The organism is Halomonas bluephagenesis, assembly GCF_054790765.1.
The window spans coordinates 2,788,817-2,809,970 of sequence record NZ_CP133631.1 but is presented as its reverse complement, the minus strand read 5'-3'; the positions used below and the strand labels follow the sequence as shown (position 1 = coordinate 2,809,970).

At 53.0% G+C, this 21,154-nt stretch carries 19 protein-coding genes; 6 read left to right on the top strand and 13 right to left on the bottom strand.

Going from position 1 to position 21,154, the window contains the following annotated elements; all coding sequences use genetic code 11:
• Window positions 1-22: 22 nt before the first annotated feature.
• From aroB to pilM, 7 genes are read right to left on the bottom strand one after another with little or no spacing between them, the layout of a single operon-like run.
• Window positions 23-1,129 (bottom strand): 3-dehydroquinate synthase, encoded by a 1,107-nt coding sequence (gene aroB / locus REH51_RS12645; protein WP_009722182.1) that lies wholly within the window; start codon window positions 1,127-1,129, stop codon window positions 23-25.
• The gene (gene aroK / locus REH51_RS12640; RefSeq protein ID WP_498935958.1) at window positions 1,126-1,692 is read right to left on the bottom strand and encodes a shikimate kinase AroK; all 567 of its coding nucleotides are present in this window, start codon (window positions 1,690-1,692) and stop codon (window positions 1,126-1,128) included. Before aroK ends, aroB begins: the two co-directional genes overlap by 4 nt.
• Window positions 1,692-3,731, bottom strand: coding sequence for a type IV pilus secretin PilQ (locus tag REH51_RS12635; RefSeq protein WP_498935956.1), 2,040 nt, complete (start codon window positions 3,729-3,731; stop codon window positions 1,692-1,694). Before REH51_RS12635 ends, aroK begins: the two co-directional genes overlap by 1 nt.
• Before the next feature lie 29 nt (window positions 3,732-3,760).
• Window positions 3,761-4,282 carry a pilus assembly protein PilP gene (locus REH51_RS12630; protein ID WP_009722179.1) on the bottom strand — a complete coding sequence of 174 codons (522 nt, stop codon included), beginning with the start codon at window positions 4,280-4,282 and terminating at the stop codon, window positions 3,761-3,763.
• On the bottom strand, window positions 4,279-4,926 hold the full coding sequence (locus tag REH51_RS12625) for a type IV pilus inner membrane component PilO (protein ID WP_009722178.1): 648 nt from the start codon (window positions 4,924-4,926) through the stop codon (window positions 4,279-4,281). The genes REH51_RS12630 and REH51_RS12625 overlap by 4 nt, the downstream gene beginning before the upstream one ends.
• Window positions 4,923-5,492: a PilN domain-containing protein gene (locus REH51_RS12620; protein WP_009722177.1), complete on the bottom strand. Its 570-nt coding sequence runs from the start codon at window positions 5,490-5,492 to the stop codon at window positions 4,923-4,925. The genes REH51_RS12625 and REH51_RS12620 overlap by 4 nt, the downstream gene beginning before the upstream one ends.
• Window positions 5,489-6,550, bottom strand: a complete 1,062-nt coding sequence (pilM, locus tag REH51_RS12615) for a type IV pilus assembly protein PilM (protein WP_009722176.1) — start codon at window positions 6,548-6,550, stop codon at window positions 5,489-5,491. Before pilM ends, REH51_RS12620 begins: the two co-directional genes overlap by 4 nt.
• Window positions 6,551-6,743: 193 nt before the next feature.
• Between pilM and REH51_RS12610 the strand changes: the two genes are divergently transcribed.
• Window positions 6,744-9,275, top strand: coding sequence for a penicillin-binding protein 1A (locus REH51_RS12610; RefSeq protein ID WP_009722175.1), 2,532 nt, complete (start codon window positions 6,744-6,746; stop codon window positions 9,273-9,275).
• 78 nt (window positions 9,276-9,353) lie between these two features.
• Here the strand turns inward: REH51_RS12610 and REH51_RS12605 are convergent, their stop codons facing one another.
• From REH51_RS12605 to REH51_RS12595, 3 genes are read right to left on the bottom strand one after another with little or no spacing between them, the layout of a single operon-like run.
• Entirely contained in the window at window positions 9,354-11,366 is a 2,013-nt protein-coding gene (locus REH51_RS12605) for a TRAP transporter permease (protein WP_498935955.1), read from the bottom strand.
• 33 nt (window positions 11,367-11,399) lie between these two features.
• Window positions 11,400-11,912: a DUF1850 domain-containing protein gene (locus tag REH51_RS12600; protein WP_009722173.1), complete on the bottom strand. Its 513-nt coding sequence runs from the start codon at window positions 11,910-11,912 to the stop codon at window positions 11,400-11,402.
• A 45-nt stretch (window positions 11,913-11,957) separates the two neighbouring features.
• Entirely contained in the window at window positions 11,958-12,917 is a 960-nt protein-coding gene (locus REH51_RS12595; protein WP_498935953.1) for a TAXI family TRAP transporter solute-binding subunit, read from the bottom strand.
• Between the two features lie 263 nt (window positions 12,918-13,180).
• Here REH51_RS12595 and csiR point away from each other — a divergent pair, with 263 nt between their 5' ends.
• From csiR to gabT, 5 genes are all read left to right on the top strand, one after another.
• The gene (csiR, locus tag REH51_RS12590) at window positions 13,181-13,870 is read left to right on the top strand and encodes a DNA-binding transcriptional regulator CsiR (RefSeq protein WP_498935952.1); all 690 of its coding nucleotides are present in this window, start codon (window positions 13,181-13,183) and stop codon (window positions 13,868-13,870) included.
• 82 nt (window positions 13,871-13,952) lie between these two features.
• A complete protein-coding gene (locus REH51_RS12585; protein WP_009722170.1) occupies window positions 13,953-15,131 on the top strand; it encodes an acyl-CoA dehydrogenase in 1,179 nt (392 codons plus the stop codon).
• A 19-nt stretch (window positions 15,132-15,150) separates the two neighbouring features.
• A complete protein-coding gene (locus tag REH51_RS12580) occupies window positions 15,151-16,365 on the top strand; it encodes a CaiB/BaiF CoA transferase family protein (protein ID WP_498935950.1) in 1,215 nt (404 codons plus the stop codon).
• Between the two features lie 240 nt (window positions 16,366-16,605).
• Entirely contained in the window at window positions 16,606-17,409 is an 804-nt protein-coding gene (locus REH51_RS12575; protein WP_039868658.1) for an EAL domain-containing protein, read from the top strand.
• Window positions 17,410-17,546: 137 nt separating this feature from the next.
• Window positions 17,547-18,821 carry a 4-aminobutyrate--2-oxoglutarate transaminase gene (gene gabT / locus REH51_RS12570; protein WP_498935948.1) on the top strand — a complete coding sequence of 425 codons (1,275 nt, stop codon included), beginning with the start codon at window positions 17,547-17,549 and terminating at the stop codon, window positions 18,819-18,821.
• A gap of 48 nt (window positions 18,822-18,869) precedes the next feature.
• Here the strand turns inward: gabT and REH51_RS12565 are convergent, their stop codons facing one another.
• The 3 genes from REH51_RS12565 to dinB form a co-directional block, all read right to left on the bottom strand.
• A complete protein-coding gene (locus REH51_RS12565) occupies window positions 18,870-19,118 on the bottom strand; it encodes a YkoF family thiamine/hydroxymethylpyrimidine-binding protein (protein ID WP_009722166.1) in 249 nt (82 codons plus the stop codon).
• A gap of 18 nt (window positions 19,119-19,136) precedes the next feature.
• Window positions 19,137-19,958, bottom strand: a complete 822-nt coding sequence (locus REH51_RS12560; protein WP_009722165.1) for an alpha/beta fold hydrolase — start codon at window positions 19,956-19,958, stop codon at window positions 19,137-19,139.
• A gap of 139 nt (window positions 19,959-20,097) precedes the next feature.
• Window positions 20,098-21,144 (bottom strand): DNA polymerase IV, encoded by a 1,047-nt coding sequence (dinB, locus tag REH51_RS12555; RefSeq protein WP_009722164.1) that lies wholly within the window; start codon window positions 21,142-21,144, stop codon window positions 20,098-20,100.
• Window positions 21,145-21,154: the final 10 nt, after the last annotated feature.

Genomic DNA, 21,154 nt, shown 5'->3' with positions numbered 1-21,154 from the left:
AATGGCCAATACGCCTCGGCAATTAGCCGCGCGGATAGTGATGAAGTAACTCACGCAGCATATCAGGCGGCGTAGCATCACTCACGCAGGCGTCGCCTAGGGCATTGAGCAGCACCAAGCGTAGCCTGGTATCGATATTTTTCTTATCCAACTTCATGCGGGCTAAAAAGTCATCTACTGACATTCCGGCAGGCGCTGCTAGCGGTAATCCGGCACTTTCAATAACTGCCTTGGCACGTACCAGTGCATTGCTATCGATCCAGCCAAGCTGATGAGAGAGCGACGCGGCCATCGCCATGCCTGCACCCACGGCCTCACCGTGCAGCCAGTTGCCGTAACCTTGATGCGCTTCAATAGCGTGACCAAACGTATGGCCCAGGTTCAGCAACGCGCGAACACCCTGCTCAGTTTCGTCTTCCGCCACAATGTCGGCTTTAATCTGGCAGCTTTGAGCAATCGCCTCAGCGATAACCACAGGCTCAACACTACGCAGCGACTGCATATTCTCTTCTAACCAGCTTAGGAAACGCTCATCGCGGATTAATCCGTACTTGATCACTTCTGCCAAGCCTGCAGAAAGCTCGCGGCTGGGCAGCGTGGTCAAGGTGTCGATATCCACGATGACGGCTTTCGGCTGCCAAAACGCGCCGATCATATTCTTACCCAAAGGGTGATTAACGCCGGTTTTTCCACCCACCGAAGAGTCAACCTGGGAAAGTAGTGTGGTAGGCACCTGAATAAAGGCAACGCCGCGCTGATAAGCTGCCGCTGCATAGCCGACCATATCGCCAATCACACCGCCACCTAAGGCAATCAGCGTACAGCGACGATTGAAACCCGCCTCTAACAGCGCATCCCAAATCTGGCTTACCTGCTCGATGGTTTTGTACTGCTCTCCGTCAGGTAACACTACCGTGCGAACCTCTAAATGACTTGGCAGACTGGCGCAAAGCGTTTCTAAATAAAGCGGAGCGATGGTCTCATTAGTCACTACCATCACCTGCTGACCAGCGATATAAGGCTCCAGCACATTGGCACGCTTCAGAAGCCCAACGCCAATATGTATGGGGTAGCTACGCTCACCCAATGCGACGGTTAGCGTGCGCTGGGCACTTGTCATTTCAGTCATTGTGATACCTTTTTACTTTGAGCCCGCGCAATTTCCAAAGGGTCCACCATGCGATGAACGCGACGCAGTATTTCGTTGACCACCGCACGTGGACTGCGCCGATCCGTTCGCACCGTAATATCGGACGGCGCTCGATACAGCGGATCTCGCGTGGCAAACATGTCGTTCAGCACTTGTTCGCGATTATCACACTGTAATAGCGGTCGATTCCGATCTTTGGCGGTTCGCTTCAGTTGCTGATCAACAGTGGTCAGCAAATAAACGACCGTTCCTCGTTCACGCAGAGCACGTCGATTTTCTTCACGTAGCACGGCGCCACCGCCGGTGGCCACTACCACGCTGGGCAACTGAGTGAGTTCGTCAATCATCTGACTTTCGCGTTGACGAAAGCCGGGCTCACCTTCAACGTCAAAAATCCAGGGGATATCCGCACCGCAGCGGTCTTGTATGGCGTGATCGCTGTCAAAGAACGAGCGCGATAATTCAGCCGCGAGTAAGCGGCCTATCGTGCTCTTGCCAGCCCCCATGGGGCCAATTAAAAAAATATTGGGTAACTCTTGCATCAGCGACCCGCCAAACCATCATCAAGTAGTCGTGGAGTAATAAAGACCAATAACTCTACCTTTTCATTGCTCTCTTCGGTATAGCGAAACAGCCGCCCAAGCCAAGGAATATCTCCTAGGAGCGGTGTTTTCGCTATTTGGCTCAACTGTTCTGTTGTCAAAATACCGCCTAACACTACCGTTTGACCATTATCGACCAGCACTTGGGTCTCTATTTGGTTGGTATCAATCGGCGGGTCACCACCAAACTCACTTTCCCGGAAGCTATCGTTTTTAATCACCAAATCCATAATGATGCGGTTATCCGGGGTAATTTGTGGCGTTACTTCCAAGGAAAGCTCGGCTTCCTTGAACTCTGTATCTGGGTTCCCCTGTGCATCTACACTTTGAAAAGCACGCTCTTCACCTTGACGAATAATAGCCGTGCGTTGGTTGGCAGTGATCACTCGGGGCTGTGAAATCGTCTGGCTTTTGCCCTCACTTTCCAGCGCCCGCAGTTCTAAATCCAGTAAAATATCACCCGAAAGGTAGCCAAAGCTAAAGCCTGTATTGGAAGCTGCCGTCGAACCCAGATCAACGGCCAGACCCGCCTGGGTTCGATTGATGCTGTTAGGGTTCACGTTGCGCCTTTCAAAAACGCCATCGTCGTTCTGCTGAAAGCCTCGAGTACTCGACACTCCCCAGTTAATCCCCAGCTCTCGTGATGCAGTATCTCGAGCAATGACAATTCTTGCCTCAATTTGCACCTGACGTACGGCGACATCCAAGCGGTCTAAAGTGCGGATAATATCGCGCACCTGCTCTGCGGTATCTTGCACCAGTAACGTGTTAGTACGCTGATCAATACTAACGCGCCCACGGTCGGTTAACAGGCCAAAGCCGTCGCCACCACGCAACAGTTGAGCAAGGTCTTCGGCGCGCGCGTATTTTACTTCGATAAACTCAGTGACTAACGGTGCCAGCGTTTGGCGCTGGTTGCGTGTCTCTATCTCTTGGCGTTCGAGATCTGCTAGCTCGCTGGCAGGCGCCACGACGATCACATTACCCTGTTCTCGGCTTGCCAGCCCTTGGCTTTGCAAGATCAACGCTAGTGCTTGATCCCAGGGAACATCGTTTAAGTTAAGCGTAATGCGTCCAGAAACGCTATCACTGGCTAATAGATTCAGGCCGGTAAATTCTGCCAACGTGGCAAGCACTGCACGCACTTCAATATCTTGAAAATTAAGACTTAACCGCTCTCCGGTAAAAGACTCCTCCTGCTGTTCTCGCTCCTGCTGTGAAGCTTGGCTCACTGGTTGTGCTTCAATCGTCAACGTACGCCCGCTTTGTGATGAAATCATCGCGAAGGGGCCGTTCGTTTGCAGCTCCAGCCGCACATCACGCTGTCCAAGACGAGGGGTAATGCGGGTAACCGGCGTCGCAAAATCGGTGACATCGTAAACCTGGTTAAGCGCATCCGGCAGCGCTACATCACGCAGCTCGACGATTACCCTTCCTTCGCTACCTTCACGCACGTTAGCGACCACGCCCACACGATCAAACGTCACCAATACACGCCCTGCACCATCTTCTCCACGCCGGAAGTCAATATTTTCAACACGCGGCCCCTGGATAGCTTGGGCAGTCTGCTGGGTAGCCCGGAGCACTGGCCTAGACGCAGAGCCACCTGATGTTAGTGTGATTCTTAGCTGGTCGCCGACCACTCGAGAGGTGTAATCAAGAGATTCTTTCAAATCAACCACGAGACGCGTACGCCCACTGCCCTCTAACACCGTCACCTGCTCAACACCACCTCGGCTAACGGCAATACGGCGTTGGGCAATCGCACTTTGTGTATCGGCTAAATCAAGCGCTAGACGAGGAGGTGCGTCTAATCGATAACCTCTTAGCTGGGCAACGCCGCCACTAAATTGCAGCACTAGCTCTACGTCACCGCTATTGGTTTGGCGCACATCTAAATCGGTGAGCACTGATGCCATGCTGAGCGACGGCACCAAGGCTATCAACAACAGCAAAATTCGGCGAAGTGTGACGACCATAGGGTGATATCCGATAACAAGTAAAAAGGCTACTCCTCAAGGGTGAGCGTTGCCTGACGCTCTTGCCACCCTTGCTGAGGGCTGAAAACGCGTTCAACAATAATGATTTCTCGTGACCTAATCTGGTTAATAAGACCATGATTGGTGCCTAAATAATTACCTTCCCGAACACTAACAACTTCACCCTCGGGAGGCGCAATCAATGCGACTTGCTGACCACCCATGCGCAGCGTACCAACTAAGCGCAGCGTCTGGAGTTGGAAACGTTCTAAAGGTTCTTGGGTACGCTGCTGATCTGGGGCAAGCTCGCTCGTTGCCTGCTCCACTTGTAATACGTTTTCGCGCACACCTTCCGGCGCTAGAAAAGGGCTACGCGCATCGCTAAAGCGATAATCAAGCGACTGATACTCGGGCAACTTCTCCACTATTTCAGGCGCTTTTCCACCAGGAGCACGGCGTATCTCCGCAAGGGTTTGATCTAACTGCCCTAGCTGAGGGTCGCTGCAGCCAGCTAAGCCAGCAATACACAACAGGCTTATCAAGCGCTTCATGGCGTACTGGCTCCCTCTTGTGATGCTGCCTTGTAGCTGTACGTGCGTGCAAGCAGCGACATCCGTAACGTGTCACCACGTTGATCAACAGGCACTAGAGTTAAATCATGCTGAGTAATAATTCGCGCCAAATCGCTGATATCCGAAACAAATTGCGCCAATGCATGGTAATCACCGCGCACCTGTATATCTAAAGGGTGCTCAATATAGTGCGTGTTACTAACCGTAGGTCGCAAACGAATAGTTTCAATGGTTAGCCGGTTCTCGATAGCGGCGTCACTGATGCTATCTAATAAAGAGGGAATTTCTGCACTGGTAGGCAGCATCGCCTGCATCTGCACCATCTGATCTTCAAGAATGGTCAACTGACTGCGAATATCCGGCAGAAAGGCAGCTTCAGACGACTTGCGTCGATACTCGACTAGCAGACGCTCTTCTTGGCGCTGTTCTGTCGCAAGCGAGTCGCGCGCCTCCCCCACTAGCCACCAGTTGATACCTAAAAGAGCAATCAAAAAAATGAGTAACCCTATAACGGCTTTAAGTAGCCAGGGCCACTCACCCGCTTCTTTAATATCCAGCGATTGCCAGTCAACGTTGCGCAGGCGCTGCCAATCATTTCTAAAGCGTTCACGAGTAGGCGTCATGGTGATGCCTCCATGGAAACGGCCTCATCGGGAGACAATTGCATGACTTCAAACTGAAAAACACGCCGACTGTCATCCTGGCCGCTAGCAACCTCAGAAAACAGCGGTACCCCCAGCCCTGGCATATCTGCAATTTGGCGTAGCTGCTCAGAAATCTGACGCTCATTACTGGCGACCGCTGAAAGACTCACACGCTGTCCACTACGCGACAGGCGCTGATAGACGACACCATCAGCTACGCTAGCGGCAATATCGTTAAATAGCCTCACTGTACTCATGCGCTCATTATTAAGCGTGTGGAACAGCGCTAACTGCTCTCCCAACCGTTCCGTATCGCCCTGATAACGTCGTACATCGGCGATTTCATCGTCTAGCTGCTCTAACTGAGATGAGATATGGGCATTGCGCTGTTGCTGGGCAGCTAACTGCTGTTGATATACGTGCAACACCGCAAAGCCACACGCTACGCCCGACAGCAACACAAACAACATGACCCCGTAAAATTGCCGAGTTCGCCTCTCTCGCCGCGCCTCGCGCCAAGGCAAAAGATTGATATTAATACTCATTGGCTAACTCGCATCGCCAACCCTCCGGCCGTTAGCATCGCAGGGGCATCGTTGCTTAGCGCTTCTTTATTAAGCCGTTTGTTAATGCGCATACGTTGAAACGGGTTGGCAATGGTTACCGACATACCACTATCTTCGGCAATACGTTCTGCTAGGCCTGGGATAACACTAGAACCACCCGCTAGCACAATATGCTGAACCTCATGCTGACGACCAGCTGTGTAGTAAAGCTGCAGCGAGCGCCCCACCTGCTGTACCACCGTTTCTAGAAAAGGCGTGAGCACCTTTTCCTGGTAGTCGCTAGGAAGACCTCCACGCTTTTTAGCAAATCCAGCCTCTTCTATACTCATGTGGTAATACTCGCGGATCGTATCTGTTAGCTGACGCCCACCAAACACCGTATCGCGGCTATAGACAATGTGCCCACCACGCACGACATGGAAGGCGTTCATGTTGGCCCCGATATCAACTAACCCCACACAAGCAGTTGGATCATTTTCCACGTTTAACTGCCGACGTAGTTCGGCCAACGCACGCTCCATCGCGAATGTTTCTACATCGACAGCGGCAGGCTCAAGCCCCGCACGCTCTAGCGTTTCGGTAAGCTGAGTCACATCTTGCTGACGACACGCCACTAAAATAACTTCTTGCTGATCCTCATCGAAAGGAGCAGGACCCAGGCACTGAAAATCGAATGCCACCTCACTGAACGGAAAGGGAATATGGCGGTCTGATTCGGCGGTTATTCGCTCTTCAATTTCCTCTTCGCTTAACGAAGCAGGAAAAGTAAGCGTTTTGGTAATGGCGGCACTTGCTGGAACGGCCACTGCTGCTTTACGCGTAGAAGGCTTTGCATGCTCAACAGCACGCCGGAGCACATTTGCCACATCATTAATGTCGCGGATGCGCCTTTCAACAACCGCACCTTCTCGCAGCGGCCGAACAGCATAGCTTTCTACTTGATAGTTATCGTTATACTGTTTGAGCTCTAACAGCTTGACGGTCGCCGATGTAATATCGACTCCAATCAACCCTTTACCGGGTTTGAGTAAACGCATTTTGGGTTCGGCTCCGCCTGCCTATCGTGCGAGTTTCGAGGTTACATGATTTTTAGTGAAGTCACACGCGAATGGCATTAAGGCATATCAACACTGGTGACCGCTGCCTCGCCTTCCTATAATGGCAGCCAATTGCGTGATACGGTCGTTTAGATACCGTGTCTATTATCCTTTCCACGGGTGTACTCTGTTCATGACGTTTTTTCGAACCCTCATCCTGTCACTATTTTCGCTAATCGTTGCGCTCATTGGCGCCACCGTGCTGGCAGTGGTGGGGGCTGCTATCTATTTCTCCCCTGGCCTGCCTGATGTTCGCCAGTTGCAAGATTTCGAGCTACATACACCACTTCGCATCTTCACCAATGACGGCAAACTCATTGGTGAATTTGGTGAAGAACGCCGTATGCCCGTCGATTTTGCTGATATCCCACAGAACATGATCAACGCACTGATCGCAGCGGAAGATGCCAGTTACTTTGAGCACGCGGGCGTTGACCCTCGTGGCATCGCTAGGGCGGCGGTGGAACTGGCTCAAAGCGGCGGTGCTATTCAGTCAGGCGGTTCGACCATAACCATGCAGGTTGCGCGTAACTATATGCTGACGTTCGACCAGACATTCACTCGGAAAATTCGCGAGATCCTGCTTGCCCTGCAAATGGAGCAGATTCTTGATAAAGAGGAAATTTTCGAGCTCTACGTCAACAAGATATTCCTCGGCAATCGCGCCTATGGCATCGCTGCCGCGTCAGAGACTTACTACGACAAGCCGTTGGCTGAATTAACGCTAGCTCAGACGGCGATGATCGCGGGACTTCCTAAAGCGCCCTCAGCCTTTAACCCGCTTGCTAATTCAGAGCGCTCGCTTATTCGCCGCAACTGGATTCTATTCCGCATGCGTGAGCTTGGGCATATTGATAATGATGCTTATCTAACGGCCGTGCAGGAGCCTGTAACAGCTCGCCGACACTACACTCAAACCGAAGTAGATGCGGCTTATGTTTCAGAAATGGCGCGCCAATATGCCATAGAGCGATTTGGAGATAGCGCCTATACCGGTGGCTACCGAATTTACACCACGATTGATAGCGAAATGCAGCCCCATGCTCACCAAGCATTGGCAAATGGCCTATTAGCTTACGACCTACGCCATGGCTGGCGCGGGTCAGAGCAGCAAGATATCGCAGCCAGCTTAGTAGAAGCTCAAGAGCAAACCGCTACCCAAGGGCTTGAAGAAGAGCTTTCAGAATCACCGGAAATTCGTCAAACCGCCCGCCAGGCAGCTGAGCGCAGCCAAACGAAAATTGAAGGTGTAGACGGCGACGTCAGTAACTGGTTACAGGTATTAGAACGCACGCCCAACTATGGCCTGCTGCAGCCAGCGATTGTGGCTGAAAGCAATGGCCGTGAAATGCAGGTACTTACCCGCGGTGGCGAACTGCAAACAATTGCCTGGAGTGGCCTGAGCTGGGCACGCCCCTATTTAAGCCCACGCAGCCGAGGCGCAGAACCCAGTTCAGCTAGCCAAATTGCTGTTCGCGGCGACTTAGTCCGCGTGATTGAAAACGAAGACGGTTCACTGCGCCTATCACAGCGCCCCGACGCCGAAGGTTCTTTGGTTGCACAGAACCCACGCACTGGCGCTATTTTGGCCCTGCAAGGCGGGTTTGATTTTAACGCCAGCAAATTCAACCGCGCCGTTCAGGCTCAGCGCCAATCAGGCTCAATCTTTAAACCATTCATCTATCTTGCCGCTCTAGAAGACGGCGATATGAATGCAGCAAGCGTGGTAAATGATGCCCCCGTCGTACTAGATGACGGCAGTAATTCTTTATGGCGCCCTGTCAATTCAAGCCGCGACTTCCAAGGCCCGATGCGCTTGCGCCCAGCGCTTGCTCGTTCGCGCAACTTGGTCACCATTCGTGTGCTTCAAACCATGGGGCTAGACCATACCATTCGCTATTTAGAAGGGTTTGGTTTCTCACCCAACCGCCTACCACGCGGACTATCACTCGCCTTAGGCAGCGCCAGTTTAACGCCCATGGAAATGACCAACGCTTACTCCGTTATTGCCAACGGTGGCTTCCAGGTCGCGCCATGGTTTATCGAACGCGTCACGCGCAACGATGATGAGGAGCTTGTGGATGAGGCTACGCCTCAGGTTGCTTGCCCTAGCTGTACGGAAGGACAGGAAACGGTTGAAATCGATGGTAAAGAGTACCCAGTTGCTCCTCGAGTAGCTGATCCTGCTGCTGTCTATATTCTACGCGACATGCTTCGCGACGTTATCACTTCTGGCACAGGCCGTGGCGCTCTAAGCCTGAACCGAGACGATATCGTCGGCAAAACAGGTACCACCAATAACCAGCGTGATGCGTGGTTCGCAGGCTTTAACAGCGACTTGGTGACCACTGTGTGGGTCGGCAAAGACAGCAACGATACCATCGCTGAATATGGCGCTAACGCAGCTCTGCCTATCTGGGTTGATTTTATGGGCGATGCGTTAGAAGGCACCCCTTCTGCGTTACCCGAACGTCCAGATACTATTGTAAGCCTACGGGTTGATCCCACCACTGGCCGCCGCTTGGCGGATGGACAGTCAGGAGGTATTTCTGAGCTATTCCACCGCGACCACCTACCAAGCTTCCAGCAGCAACGCCGCATTAGTCGTGAACTGGAAGAAGCTAGCGGCTCGCAAGGATCTGGTACGCCAGAGTCAATTTTCTAAACCTGACCTACACAATGCGAAAGCCCGGAGGCCTTAAGGCCTCCGGGCTTTTTTATGGTGTGCATTAACGTGCTGCGATTAACTGTTTACTGGCTGAGCCTCGCGCTTGCTGGCGGACCAGTTGGCACCAATCGCGGCAATCATCACTACCACCCCAGCAATTTCAGTTAACAGACTGGGATAGAACACCCCAACGATAGCGCCGCCAATCGCCAAGCGCGGTAACCAAGACATCTTGGTAAACAGATAGCCTTCAAGCGCTGCAGCAAAAGCACACAGCGCCAAAATGGCAATCAGCGCATTCCAAACCACCACAAGCACTGGCCCACCGACAATGATTTCTGGGTTAAACACCATAAACAGCGGAATCAAGTAGAGCCCTTTTGCAAACTTCCAGGCCTGGAAACCGGTTTCCATGGGCTTGCTCCCCGCAATCGCCGCCCCCGCAAAACCTGCCAAAGCGATAGGTGGCGTCACGTTAGAGTCCTGGGAGTACCAGAACACTACCAAGTGAGCAATCAATAGTGGCACCCCGAATTCAGCGGTTAACGCCGGGCCCACCAATACAATCAATACGATATAACTGGCGGTCACTGGCAGCCCCATCCCCAAAATCAAGCTTGCCAGCAGCACCATCACCAGCGCCAACACCAGGTTGCCGCCAGAGAAAGCCAACATCATGGAAGAAAACTTCAGCCCTAGCCCTGTCAGGCCCACAACGCCGACAATAATACCGGCCACAGCAAAAGCCATAGAAACTGCAACGGCATTACGCGCACCCAGCTCTAAGCCTTGAACCAACTTCACAAGCCCTGCCCATACCACGCCTTTGGTGCGGCTTATAGTTACCGGCTGACCTTGTTTGGGGGCAATAAAGAAGTACCACAGCGCATAGCGAAGAACCGCCACAGCGATGATAGTGACCACGGCGTAATAACCCACGCGCATAGGCGACATACTCATCGCCAACAGCCACACCAGTACCGCTAAAGGAAGCAGGAAGTGCCAGCCATCTTTCATGACTTGACGCATTTGCGGCAGTTCACTTTTCGCCAACCCCTGCATCCCCTGTTTCAATGCAATGATATGGACAAATAGATACACCGTTGCAAAGTACATAATCGCCGGCAGAATGCTGACTTTAACGATTTCCAAATAAGGCGTATTGGTATATTCAGCAATCAAGAACGCCCCCGCCCCCATTAACGGCGGCATAATTTGCCCACCGGTAGAAGCGGCGGCTTCTATTCCTCCCGCTTGCTTTGGCTGATAGCCCAGCTTTTTCATCAGCGGAATAGTAAATGCTCCGGTGGTTACCACGTTGGCAATCGCGCTACCCGAGATTGAGCCCATACCGGCTGAAGCCAGCACGGCTGCTTTCGCGGGGCCGCCCCGTTGGCGACCAGTGGCAGCATAGGCCATATCTATAAAAAATTTACCCGCGCCGGTACTTTCCAAAAAGGCACCAAATAGCACGAATATAAAGATGTAGGTCGCCGCAACCCCCAAAGGCAAACCAAAAATGCCCTCTTGCCCTAAATAGAGCTGCCCCGCGACACGATCTAAGGTATAGCCTCGATGCTCTAAGATGCCGGGCATCCATTCGCCTAGCCATGGCAACTCGCCCCGAGGCCCTGCAAACGCATAGATAATGGCAAGCAGGCCAATCACCGTCATGCCAAACCCAACGGCCCGCCGACTTGCTTCAAGCACTGTGACCGTCGCAATGCAGGCCACTAAAATATCGGTATCATTCCAAAAACCTGCACGGCTAAAAATCGCGTCTAGATTGAACACTAAGTAACCACCGGTCATCATCGCACCGGCTAAAAATAGACAATCAATGCCCCAACCCAAAACACCACGCTTTCGCTTCGGCCCAAACGCAGGAAACATCAGAAACGCCAGCAACATAATTAGCGCTAAGTGAATGCTGCGCTGGTAGAAAAGCCCCAGGGGCTGGATACCGGCAGAGTAGAGTTGGAAGAGTGAAAGCCCCACCGCAACCGCGGTGATACACCACAGTACAATGCGGGGCTGCATCGCATTCGCGCCGGGCATCACTACCGGCGGTGAAGTGGATTCGTTCATGAACGTCCTCGGAAGCGTTAACTAATGTCGTTTTTATTCACGCGGGGCGGCGCGAGGTGCTATTAATTGGATGGTCACACGTTGCCCGGATGCGTACTCACTTAAACTCACCGGTGAATGCTCACCGTCCGGCCACACCACTTGGTGATTGACGGCAGAAGAGCCCACCCTTAATGCATAACGGTTATTTGCGACCGGCTCATTAATAGCATTAATCCAATAACCGCCCTCATCGTCTGAGACTTGTACCCCACGGCCAAAGATATGGCCAAGCCCTGCGGCAAAGTCAGGTTGATGACTACGCTCAAGTTGCATAACGCCTGCCACATTGCGATAACAGTCAAGTACCGTAAAGTGCTCAACAGAGTGCTGCCACTGGATACACCAGCGACCTCCCGAGGGTACCGGCTCATCCACAAGGATGTCGCCTTGCTCAGTCACCACGGCTAAACGCATAGACGCAATCGCCGAAGCGGGGGAAGCCCCCACTTCGGCGAGCGGTAGACATACAAAAAGTAGCGCCATCAGCCGTTGTTGCCACTGCATGGCAATGTCCTTATGGCAAGGTCTTATGACAAGACCCTTTAACTGTTAAGGGCGCAGACGGTCAGGAATATCAGCCCCTACTTCTTCAAAGTAGCGAATCGCACCCGGGTGCAGCGGCACAGGCGTAGAGTTCATGGTGAACTCAATGGTGGTGTCGTTGGCGGCTGGGGGTACAGCAATCAACTCGTCGGTGTTTTCAAACAGTAGTTGAGTCAGCTGGTAAGCGAGCTCTTCGTCCATATCAGAATTCACCACCAACACGTTGGGAATACCGATCGTCTGAACCGCCTCGTCCATACCGTCATACATGCCCGCTGCCAGTTGGTAGGGCGCGAACACCGCTTCTGCTTCCTGGGCATTGGCAACTTCTTCATCGGAAAGGCCGATTAGACGGATATCACGGGTAGCAGCAAGGTTAAGAATAGAGCTGGTGGGAGGCCCAACGCTCCAGAAGCCGGCGTCGATATCACCATCACGAATGGCATCTGCGGTTTCGTTAAAGTTGAGTCGCTGAGGGGTAAAATCTTCATAACTAATGCCGTTAGCTTCCAGTACAGCGCGTGCATTTAGCTCGGTGCCACTACCTGGCGCCCCAACGGAAACGCGCTTCCCGGCAAGGTCAGCAATAGTCTGGATATCAGACTCAGCCAGCGTCACTAACTGCACCGCATTCGGATAAACAGAGGCCAGTGCACGGGTATTCTCAATCTGACGACTTTCAAAGTCGCCACTGCCGTTATAGGCCTGATAGACCGTATCAGCGAGTGCTAGCGCCAAATCGGCATCGCCACGCATAATCAGCCCCATATTTTCAACTGAGGCACCGGTGACCTCTGCAGTCGCCTGAGCGCCTTCGATATGGTTATTGATCATTTCAGCAAAGCCACCGCCGATTGGGTAGTAAACCCCGCCGGTACCACCGGTCGCGATAGAAAGCTGCTGCGCACTGGCTGGAAGTGCGACGGCTAACATAGATGCTGCCACTGTGTATTTTAGAGTTCGCATGAGCGGTTCCTCCGTCCTGTTTGGACTTATAAGTATGGTTGACGATAAGGAGGTGTGAAGTCCCAGCCTCTGGTTACCGTAAACGGCAAGCAAACGCGGTGCAATGAAGTTAGCACGGCTTTAGCGTGAGATGCTAATGCAACACTATTCACCGATGAACCCCGCATAAATGTCGTTACCTGTGCCAAAATTTTAAAATTTATTGATAATAACCGTTAGTCAATGCTAATCGCCACGCCCCAATATTGGCCTAAGGAGATACCATGGAGCACGATGCGCCGCGCCCCAACCTCGCTATCAGCGCCTATCGCGCCCTGAAGCACGACATTATTCGCGGCCGTTATGCGCCTGAAGAGAAGCTTTTGATGAGCCGTCTCAAGGAGTATTACGGGGCTAGCACTGGCCCGCTTCGGGAAGCGCTTTCCCAATTAGTTGCCGACCGCCTGGTGATTGCGATTAGCCAGCGCGGCTATCGGGTCGCGCCAATGTCGCTAGCCGAGCTAAACGATATTTACGACGCTCGTGCTCAGTTGGAAGGCTTGATTTTGCGCCTGGCCATTGAGCGCGGCGACGACGACTGGGAAGCCAACGTACTCGCCACCGCCCACCGACTGGCCAAAGTGACCGAAGTGAGTTCACCCGATGAACTACTCGATGGCTGGGATTTACGCCACAAGGCATTTCATACCGCTATTGCTAGCGGCTGCAACTCGCCGCACCTATTACAGATGCGCGACACGCTGTTTGATCAAGTAGAGCGCTACCGCCACCTATGGCTGAAGGAAACGGTCATGTCTCCCCAAGCACTTGAAGTCAAACGACAAGAGCATGCCGCCTTAGTAGACGTCATTCTTGCCCGCGACACAGAACAGGCAGCCAATCTCATGCGTGACCATTTGATGACACCTGTCCCGATTATTACTCGCGTTCTCAAGGCGCGTGTTATCCATTAAATTCTTTACTTTAAAATGTAGATATTTTTATAGAACGGCGATACATTGGGCCTATCAGTACAATTACATAGGAGTCCACGCCATGACCCACTTCAACTGGGACGACCCGCTGCTGCTCGAACACCAGCTCACCGATGAAGAGCGCCAAATTCGCGATGCAGCCCACGACTACTGCCAGGAAAACCTGCAGCCACGCGTGCTGAGTGCTTTTCGTGAAGAGCGCTTTGACCGTGAAATCATGAGCGAAATGGGTGAGCTTGGCCTGTTGGGAGCGACCGTTGCCCCTGAATATGGCGGCTCAGGCGTGAACCATGTGGCCTACGGACTGATTGCCCGCGAAGTAGAGCGCGTTGATTCAGGCTACCGCTCAGCCATGAGCGTTCAGTCATCACTAGTGATGTACCCGATCGAAGCCTATGGCTCTGAAGAGCAAAAGCACAAATATTTGCCAAAGCTCGCTAGCGGTGAAATGGTCGGCTGTTTTGGTTTAACCGAACCAGATCATGGATCAGACCCCGGCTCAATGATCACTCGGGCAGAAAAAGTTGACGGCGGCTACCGCTTAACCGGCGCCAAAATGTGGATTACCAACAGCCCAATTGCTGATATTGCAGTGGTTTGGGCAAAATCCGCTGCCCACGACAATCAAATCAAAGGCTTTATTGTTGAGCGCGGCACCGAAGGCTTCAGCACGCCCAAAATTGAAGGCAAGGTATCACTTCGCGCCTCCATCACCGGCGAGATCGTGCTGGACAACGCCTTTGTCCCTGAAGAAAACCTGCTGCCTAACGTTAGCGGCTTAAAAGGCCCCTTCGGCTGCTTAAACAAAGCCCGCTTCGGCATTGCCTGGGGTGTCATAGGCACAGCCGAGTTCTGCTGGCATGCCGCCCGCCAGTACACTCTGGACCGCAAGCAGTTTGGCCGCCCATTGGCTGCAAATCAGCTGATCCAGAAGAAACTGGCAGATATGCAGACTGAAATCACGCTGGGCCTGCAAGCTGCCCTTCAAGTGGGTCGCCTGATGGACAGCGGCAACTGGTCACCCGAAATGGTCTCGCTGATCAAACGCAATAACTGTGGCAAAGCGCTGGATATCGCCCGCGTTGCACGTGATATGCACGGTGGTAACGGCGTTTCCGACGAGTACGGCGTTATTCGCCATATGGTGAACTTGGAATCGGTAAATACCTACGAAGGTACTCACGACGTACATGCCTTGATTCTTGGCCGCGCCCAAACTGGTATTCAGGCGTTTTTCTAAACGGCGAGCGAGGCATCCGATGAGCACAGCAACCAAACCACTAGCAGGCATCAAAGTACTCGACATTTCCCGCGTACTGGCTGGCCCGTGGTGCGGGCAGATGCTCGCAGACATGGGGGCTGATGTGATCAAGGTAGAGCGCCCCGTCAATGGAGATGACACTCGCCACTGGGGGCCTCCATGGCTCTCTGGTAGTTCAGAGTCGGCTTATTATCTCTGCGCCAACCGTGGCAAGCGCTCGGTCACAGTGGATATGGCCAAGCCTGAAGGCCAGGCATTGATTAAGCAGCTCGCCGCCAAGTCAGATGTGCTACTAGAGAACTTCAAGGTGGGTGGCCTGAAAAAGTACGGTCTGGACTATGAAAGCCTTAAGGCACTGAACCCTCGGCTAATCTACTGCTCAATCACGGGCTTTGGCCAGGAAAGCCCTTACGCACACCGCGCCGGTTACGATTTCATGATTCAGGCAATGGGCGGCATTATGAGTCTGACTGGCAGGCCTGACCATGAGCCCGGCGGCGGCCCCATCAAAAGCGGCGTTGCCTTTACCGATATTTTCACCGGCCTGTATGCTGCCAATGCGGTGCTGGCAGCGCTTTACCAGCGCCGCGATACCGACCTTGGTTGCCATATCGATATGGCGCTGATGGACGTGCAGGTAGGCGTACTGGCGAACCAAGCGCTCAACTACTTAACTTCTGGTCAGGTCCCCCAGCGGCTGGGGAATGCACACCCCAATATTGTGCCCTACCAAGCGTTTGCCACAGCAGATGGTCATATGATTGTTGCGGTCGGTAATGACGAACAGTTTAAGCGTTTCTGCCAAGTGATCGATCAGCCAAGCCTGCCGCTAGACACGCGGTTTGCAACCAACGGCGCACGTGTGCAACACCGAGGAGTATTGGCTCCGTTGCTGGGAGCCGGATTATTGACACAGAAAACCGACGAATGGCTGGCAGCCTTTGAAGCCGCCGGTGTGCCCAGCGGGCCAATCAACACCTTGGATCGCGTATTTGACGACCCCCATGTAAAAGCCCGTGGTCTGAAGCAAACGCTTCCCCACAGCCAAGCAGGTCACGTCGACTTAGTCGCGAATCCTATCCGTATCAACGGCGAGTCCATCAGCGCCCAGACAGCCCCACCCTCACTAGGTGAGCACACTCAGCAGGTGCTTGACGAGCTTGGCATTACCAGCGAACAGCGCTGCGCTCTGCAACAAGCAGGCATTATTTAACGCTCGTTGTTAAACGCCCTTTCGTGTCCACTTAACGACTCACTTTAGCGCCCACTTGGGCGCTTTTTTGTCGGCGCAAAGCGCCACCTCATAATTTCTATACAAAACCTATACGAAAAGTTAACACGCGGCTAAACTGATTTCGTCTATGATTAAATAGTTAAAAAATTTAAATTAACTGGCGACGACGATAAAAAATTAGCCAGTGAGTAACTGGGCGCACTGCTATAGGGGGATTTCATGGGTCACTGCGCACGGGTAGACGGTAGCTGTAAACGATGCGAGGGAGACCTTCCTTTTGATTTCACGATGGCCTTCCAGCCGATTGTGGACGTGTCACTTGCTCGGGTGGTGACTCATGAGGCGCTTGTACGAGGCGTCAATGGTGAATCTGCCTGGAGCGTCATTTCCAAGGTGACCGACGACCTGCTTTATCGTTTTGATCAAGCCTGTCGTGTCAAGGCAATTGAGATGGCAAGCGCATTGAACATGCCAACGGCGCTATCGATCAATTTTTTACCCAATGCTGTCTATGAGCCTGAAGCTTGCATTCAAGCAACGCTTGATGTTTCTCGACGCGTTGGATGGCCAATGGATCGGCTAATTTTTGAAATTACTGAAACCGAACGCGTACGTGACCGCCAACACCTTCGCAACATCATCGAAGCCTACCGCGAAATGGGCTTTAAAACGGCGCTTGATGATTTTGGTAACGGCTATGCCAACCTGGACCTCTTAACTGATCTAACACCGGATAAGCTCAAAATCGACCGCGAGCTGGTGATGAACTGTGACCACGACTCGCGTCGCCAAGCGCTGCTTAATTCCGTCGTTTTGCTAGCCAAAGAACTAGGCATGACGCTCATTGCCGAAGGGGTAGAAACACGCGCAGAGGCGCTATGGTTAGCCCGGGCGGGCATTGCTCGTCAACAGGGCTTTTTCTATGCAAAACCAGCTATCAATTCCTTAGGCCCAGATCTAGTCCCTCTATTATTAGACTTAAGAGAAGAGGTATGTGTAGGCTTAGAAGCATCGATCTACTGACGCTCCCTGTTCACCTTATTACACCCGTTTTACCGTCTAAATAACGATTCTGAAACAATGACGACTGAATCTGTCCTATAAGCAGTGACACTGCACAAATTGCGCAAGCAATACCCAACATCCAAAGGAGTTGAGCCATGAGCAACGCCGAGCTAAACGAACTAAAGCAGAAGTATGTCGCAGCGGGCGCCGCTAGCCCCGCCACTGCTTTTGCAGATCGCGCTGAAAACGCTGAGATCTGGGACGCCGACGGCAACCGCTTTATCGACTTCGCAGGCGGCATTGGCGTTTTGAACGTAGGGCATCGCCACCCAAAAGTCGTTGCTGCTGTGAAAGCCCAGCTTGATAAGGTCATGCACACCTGCCAGACAGTGATGCCTTATGAAGGTTATGTGAAGGTTGCTGAAAAACTTAGCCATATCGTACCGGTACGCGGCCATGCAAAAGTAATGCTGGCTAACTCCGGCGCAGAAGCGTTGGAAAATGCCGTTAAAATTGCCCGCGCTGCCACCGGCCGTTCTAACGTGATCTGCTTTGACGGTGGTTATCACGGCCGTACGTTCTACACCATGGCTATGAATGGCAAAGTGGCTCCGTATCAAACCGATTTCGGCCCGATGCCTGGCACGGTATTCCGCGCGCCGTATCCGGTGCCCTACCACGGTGTCAGCGAAGACGAAGCCATTCGCGGTCTGAAAATGACCCTAAAAACCGACGCCAACCCAAAAGACACCGCCGCAATTGTCTTGGAGCCGGTGCTTGGCGAAGGCGGTTTCTATCCTGCGTCCAAGAGCTTCTTGGAGAAGATCCGCGAAATTTGCGATGAACACGGCATACTGATGATCATCGACGAAGTGCAGTCTGGCTTTGGCCGTACCGGCAAAATGTTCGCCATTGAGCACAGCGGCGTTGAGCCGGACATAATGACCATGGCGAAAAGCATGGCTGACGGCATGCCTATCTCTGCGATTGTCGGCACCGATAAGGTCATGGACGCCTCAGGCCCCAACTCTCTCGGCGGCACTTATCCCGGCAGCCCTACCGCCTGTGCCGCTGCACTGGCCGTGCTGGAAGTGTTCGAAGAGGAAAACATTCTTGAGAAAAGCCAAGCGCTGGGCGAAAAGCTAGCGGCTCGTTTTGGCGAGTGGCAGAACAAGTTCGACTGCATTGACCATGTGCGCAACATGGGCGCTATGGCGGCATTTGAGCTAGTATCGAACAAAACGGATCGCACGCCCAACGCTGAACTTGCTGCAGCGCTGTGTAAGAAAGCCCGTGAAGAGGGATTAATCCTGCTCTCCTGCGGCATGTACGGCAATACGATTCGCTTCTTGATGCCTGTCACGATTGAAGACAGCGTCCTCAACGAAGGGCTGGATATTATTGAATCCTGCCTGGAATCGCTGGTTTAGCAGTTATTAGCGCCAACATAGACGCCGCCCAAATCGGGCGGCGTTTCTTTAACGTGGGCGTCGATCGCCTTCCAGGAAATTAGCTGTAAAAACCGCTTTCCCGTGGGTCTCAAACGACCACTTCATGACTTCACTTAACGCCGCCATCACCGCATCGAATTCCCCGAACACCTGGGTACTCATTCGATTAGGGTGTACTTCTAATCCTGTCGCTTCCAAACGTTTTACTACGTCTTTCACCACTGGCTTAAAATCATCGGCCAGCGGGTAATAGCTTAGTTGTACGGAAAGATACATCCTGCCTCCTTATGCGCTTTATGCGCGCTTACTGGCTCCCAGCTCAAAACGCTGCCACGCCGCCAATATGGCCGCCCGCGTTTCATCTGGATGCTCCATAGGGAACATATGAGTACCGGGAACCTCGCTAATAGCTAACCCACGGCGCTGAAGCCGCTTGACCCGTGTAGGGGTGAGTAAGTGCGACTCCTGCCCTGCTACCAAGTGGATCGGCACACCAACTCGACGTGGCAATCCAGAAAGGTGGTCGGGCAGATGGCGAAATATCTCTACCTCAACCCCTGGGTCGAAGGTTAGCTCAGCGCTACCGTCATCTAGCAAGCGCGTTCCTGCTTCAATGTAGTCGTTCAATGCCTCTGGGGTAAAGCGGCGAAATAACCCACGACGGCGCAGCGAGTCAGCCATTGCTTCTCGGCTAGGCCACACACTGCGCCGCCCCTGGGTTTTACCAGCAGGCGTGATGCGATCCATAAAGCCAAACCGCTTTGCGGCTTTCATCACCCAAGCATCCGGCCCCAGCATCAACGGCGGGTCGAGCATAATGACGCCGCAGAAGCGTTCTGGCTGTTTATCTGCAGCCATCGCCATCAGCGTACCGCCTAACGAGTGACCAACACCCAATAACGGTGCGTCTGTAACCGGCAAGTAGCTCAGCAGTTCATCGACTAAATTGCCCCAGTTATGGTTCACCGGGTAATCCGGGTGATGACCCAATCGGTCCAGCGGATGGAGGTCAAACGACTCTGCCAGCGGTTCCAGCAACGTGCGATAGCTTAAGCCAGGAAAGCCATTCGCATGGGCGAACACTAAACGAGGGCGTTGGGTGGCATGGGCAGACATGGTTAGCTCGCAGGGTAAGATGACAGGAAAGCAGCGCGGCGGCAGCACCCACGCTAGCTAGCAAGTAGACAAACTATCATACGTCTGTTTTAACGCGCCTTTGAATGAGCGTCAATCGACATAAGTATTAACAGGCTAATTAAAACAGCGAGAGTTGTTGAACGGTGGCTTCTTCTGCCAAGCGGTAGCCCACGCCTAATAGCCGAACAGGCCTTTCCCCTCGTGTCCAACCAATAGTTAACAGGGATTCGAATTGATCCAGGTTAGGCGCGGGATCGGCGTGCTCCACGGTGGTTTGGGTAAAGTCGTTGAATTTTACCTTTACCATTAGCCCACGCACGGCGGGCGCGGGGTCTAGTCTGGCATAGCGCTGCTCTAAGTCGTTGAGAAGATCAGGTAATTGTTGGCGACAGGCTTCTAGGGTGGGTAAGTCCTGGGAGTAGGTTTGCTCGGTACTTATCGATTTCCGCTCACGGTGGGTTTTCACTGGCCGCTCGTCGCGTCCAAAGCTAAGCTCGAACAGTCGATGACCGAAGCGGCCAAACTGTTCGACCAGCTCAGTGAGCGGACGAGCCCGCAAATCCGCACAGGTTTGAATACCCAACCCCGCCAATTTTTCAGCCGTGCGCGGCCCTACCCCGTGGATTTTCTTGACCGGCAGTTGCTGTACAAAGCCATCGATATCGTTCGGCGTGATCACAAACAGACCATCGGGCTTACGCCAGTCACTGGCAATTTTGGCAAGAAACTTATTGGGAGCGACACCTGCCGAGACGGTAATGCCTACTTCTTGCTTAACCCGTTGGCGAATCGCTTCGGCCATGCGGGTGGCGCTGCCGTTGCACAGGGAAATATCAGTAACGTCTAAAAAGGCTTCATCTAGCGAAAGCGGTTCAATCAGTTCAGTCACATCGCGATAGATCGCAAACACTTGACGCGCCACTGCTTTGTATTTGGCCATGTCACCACGGATAACGGTCAAATGTGGGCAGCGTTTGAGTGCCTGCGCCATGGGCATGGCCGAGTGGATGCCAAATTCGCGGGCGGGGTAGTTACAGGTAGCGACAACCCCGCGCTGCTCAACGCTGCCGCCTATCGCAATAGGCACATCGTTAAGCGCTAGGTTGTCGCGCATTTCAACCGCTGCGTAGAAGCAGTCACAGTCGCAATGAATAATTTTGCGCACAGATTGCCCT

Excerpts from the sequence above, each read along its gene's own strand:
- aroK (WP_498935958.1), bottom strand. The coding sequence starts at position 1,692 with ATGCAAGAGTTACCCAATATTTTTTTAATTGGCCCCATGGGGGCTGGC.
- pilM (WP_009722176.1), bottom strand. The coding sequence starts at position 6,550 with ATGCGTTTACTCAAACCCGGTAAAGGGTTGATTGGAGTCGATATTACA.
- REH51_RS12595 (WP_498935953.1), bottom strand. The coding sequence starts at position 12,917 with ATGCGAACTCTAAAATACACAGTGGCAGCATCTATGTTAGCCGTCGCA.
- REH51_RS12600 (WP_009722173.1), bottom strand. The coding sequence starts at position 11,912 with ATGCAGTGGCAACAACGGCTGATGGCGCTACTTTTTGTATGTCTACCG.
- REH51_RS12565 (WP_009722166.1), bottom strand. The coding sequence starts at position 19,118 with ATGTATCTTTCCGTACAACTAAGCTATTACCCGCTGGCCGATGATTTT.
- gabT (WP_498935948.1), top strand. The coding sequence starts at position 17,547 with ATGAGCAACGCCGAGCTAAACGAACTAAAGCAGAAGTATGTCGCAGCG.
- aroB (WP_009722182.1), bottom strand. The coding sequence starts at position 1,129 with ATGACTGAAATGACAAGTGCCCAGCGCACGCTAACCGTCGCATTGGGT.
- REH51_RS12605 (WP_498935955.1), bottom strand. The coding sequence starts at position 11,366 with ATGAACGAATCCACTTCACCGCCGGTAGTGATGCCCGGCGCGAATGCG.
- REH51_RS12620 (WP_009722177.1), bottom strand. The coding sequence starts at position 5,492 with ATGAGTATTAATATCAATCTTTTGCCTTGGCGCGAGGCGCGGCGAGAG.
- REH51_RS12575 (WP_039868658.1), top strand. The coding sequence starts at position 16,606 with ATGGGTCACTGCGCACGGGTAGACGGTAGCTGTAAACGATGCGAGGGA.
- REH51_RS12560 (WP_009722165.1), bottom strand. The coding sequence starts at position 19,958 with ATGTCTGCCCATGCCACCCAACGCCCTCGTTTAGTGTTCGCCCATGCG.
- csiR (WP_498935952.1), top strand. The coding sequence starts at position 13,181 with ATGGAGCACGATGCGCCGCGCCCCAACCTCGCTATCAGCGCCTATCGC.
- REH51_RS12635 (WP_498935956.1), bottom strand. The coding sequence starts at position 3,731 with ATGGTCGTCACACTTCGCCGAATTTTGCTGTTGTTGATAGCCTTGGTG.
- REH51_RS12630 (WP_009722179.1), bottom strand. The coding sequence starts at position 4,282 with ATGAAGCGCTTGATAAGCCTGTTGTGTATTGCTGGCTTAGCTGGCTGC.
- REH51_RS12625 (WP_009722178.1), bottom strand. The coding sequence starts at position 4,926 with ATGACGCCTACTCGTGAACGCTTTAGAAATGATTGGCAGCGCCTGCGC.
- REH51_RS12610 (WP_009722175.1), top strand. The coding sequence starts at position 6,744 with ATGACGTTTTTTCGAACCCTCATCCTGTCACTATTTTCGCTAATCGTT.
- REH51_RS12580 (WP_498935950.1), top strand. The coding sequence starts at position 15,151 with ATGAGCACAGCAACCAAACCACTAGCAGGCATCAAAGTACTCGACATT.
- REH51_RS12585 (WP_009722170.1), top strand. The coding sequence starts at position 13,953 with ATGACCCACTTCAACTGGGACGACCCGCTGCTGCTCGAACACCAGCTC.